At 61.6% G+C, this 1,381-nt stretch carries 4 protein-coding genes; 1 reads left to right on the forward strand and 3 read right to left on the reverse strand.

The window, feature by feature from the left end:
* The 3 genes from H7U37_RS14840 to H7U37_RS14850 form a co-directional block, all read right to left on the reverse strand.
* The coding region (locus tag H7U37_RS14840) for a helix-turn-helix domain-containing protein (RefSeq protein ID WP_204876912.1) at positions 1-215 on the reverse strand (215 nt) is incomplete at its 3' end.
* 110 nt (positions 216-325) lie between these two features.
* Complete coding sequence (locus tag H7U37_RS14845) at positions 326-1,102, reverse strand: type III pantothenate kinase (RefSeq protein ID WP_204876914.1); 777 nt, start codon at positions 1,100-1,102, stop codon at positions 326-328.
* A gap of 15 nt (positions 1,103-1,117) precedes the next feature.
* Positions 1,118-1,240 carry a hypothetical protein gene (locus H7U37_RS14850; protein WP_204876916.1) on the reverse strand — a complete coding sequence of 41 codons (123 nt, stop codon included), beginning with the start codon at positions 1,238-1,240 and terminating at the stop codon, positions 1,118-1,120.
* On the opposite strand from H7U37_RS14850, the gene H7U37_RS16305 reads away from it, so the two are divergent.
* Positions 1,233-1,381 (forward strand): TetR family transcriptional regulator (locus H7U37_RS16305; protein WP_204876919.1); only part of this gene is annotated, 149 nt, incomplete at its 3' end. The two genes, H7U37_RS14850 and H7U37_RS16305, sit on opposite strands and share 8 nt — an antisense overlap.

Raw genomic sequence — 1,381 nt, forward strand, 5'->3', positions numbered from 1 at the left:
TTGCGCTGGAGCAGCACCAGGCCGCTGAGGAAAATCGCGTTGATGATCTCCTCCTTGCTCTGGAAATAGACATAGAGGGTCGCCTTGCTGTATTCCGACTCCCGGGCGATATCGTCCATGGTGGTCTTGTCGATCCCCTTTTCGGCAAACAGCCGCTCGGCGGCCGCCAGGATGGAACCGCGGTGAAATTCAGTCAGCGCCTGCTTTTTACTCATAGCCACACCTCTTCTCTCCGGCTTTCCCGCTGAGGCTGTGCCGGAACATCCCCTGCTCTTTTTTATTCTATCATACCATTTCTTTCACCCGCTGGCAAGAGAGAACCCCCTCACCGGGCCTCCTGTCTGCGCCGGTAGATCACCCGCAAGCCCTCGCTCACCAGGTCGTCGTCCACCACGTCGATGATGTCGCTGTGCCGGGCCACCATGGCGGACAGTCCGCCGGTGGCCACCACACGGACGCCCCCCTCTCCCAGCTCCTCCCGGGCCAGACGCACCAGGTATTCCATGGCGCCGATATAGCCCAGCACACAGCCGGCCTGGATGTGCTCCACCGCCGTGGCGCCCAGCACCCGCTCCGGCGGACACAGGGCCACATTGGGCAGCATGGCGGTCTTTTGGAAGAGGGCGTCCATGGAGATGCGCACCCCCGCGGCGATGCAGCCCCCCCGGTATCTGCCCTGTCCGTCCACTGCGTCCAGGGTGGTGGCGGTGCCGAAGTCCAGCACGATCAGCGGTCCGCCGTACTTTTCCAGCGCGCCCACGCAGGCCACCGACCGGTCCGGACCCAGCCGCTCGTCCCCCGGCACCCCATAGGGCAGGCCCGGGTCCAGATCCTCGTCCACCACCAGGGGCGTGCGGCCGAAATAGCGCTCCATGGCAGTTTTCAGGGCGTACATCACCGGCGGCACCACCGACGCGATCACCACGTCCTCCACATCCTCCGCCGCCAGACCGAAGCGCTGAAAATAGCTCCACACCAGCAGGCCGATCTCGTCCGCGGTGCGGTTGCCGTCGGTTTTCAGGCGGAAGCCGCCCCGCCGCGTCTCTCCCTCAAAAATGGTAAATACCATATTGGTGTTGCCCACATCAATGGTCAAAAGCATGGTTTTTCCTCCCTATCACACAGGATTGGTATAACATACCGTATTTTCCCCATCCAAAATTATAACGCCGTAGCTGGCGTCCCAGCCCCGCACGCTCCCCGGGTTCATGATCCACAGGCCCTTTTTATAGGTGCACATCGCCTGGTGCGTATGCCCAAAGAGGAGGATATTCGCCCGGGAGTCGGAATACAGCAAGGCGACCCTCTATGTCTATTTCCAGAGCAAGGAGGAGATCATCAACGCGATTTTCCTCAGCGGCCTGGTGCTGCTCCAGCGCAA

Origin of the sequence: Pseudoflavonifractor phocaeensis (assembly GCF_016901735.1) — a bacterium.
In the GTDB taxonomy this organism is placed as follows: Bacteria; Bacillota; Clostridia; order Oscillospirales; family Oscillospiraceae; genus Pseudoflavonifractor_A.

What these genes read in the sequence shown, in the direction of transcription:
- H7U37_RS14850 (WP_204876916.1), bottom strand. Translation starts at nt 1,240, where the DNA reads ATGTGCACCTATAAAAAGGGCCTGTGGATCATGAACCCGGGGAGCGTG.
- H7U37_RS14845 (WP_204876914.1), bottom strand. Translation starts at nt 1,102, where the DNA reads ATGCTTTTGACCATTGATGTGGGCAACACCAATATGGTATTTACCATT.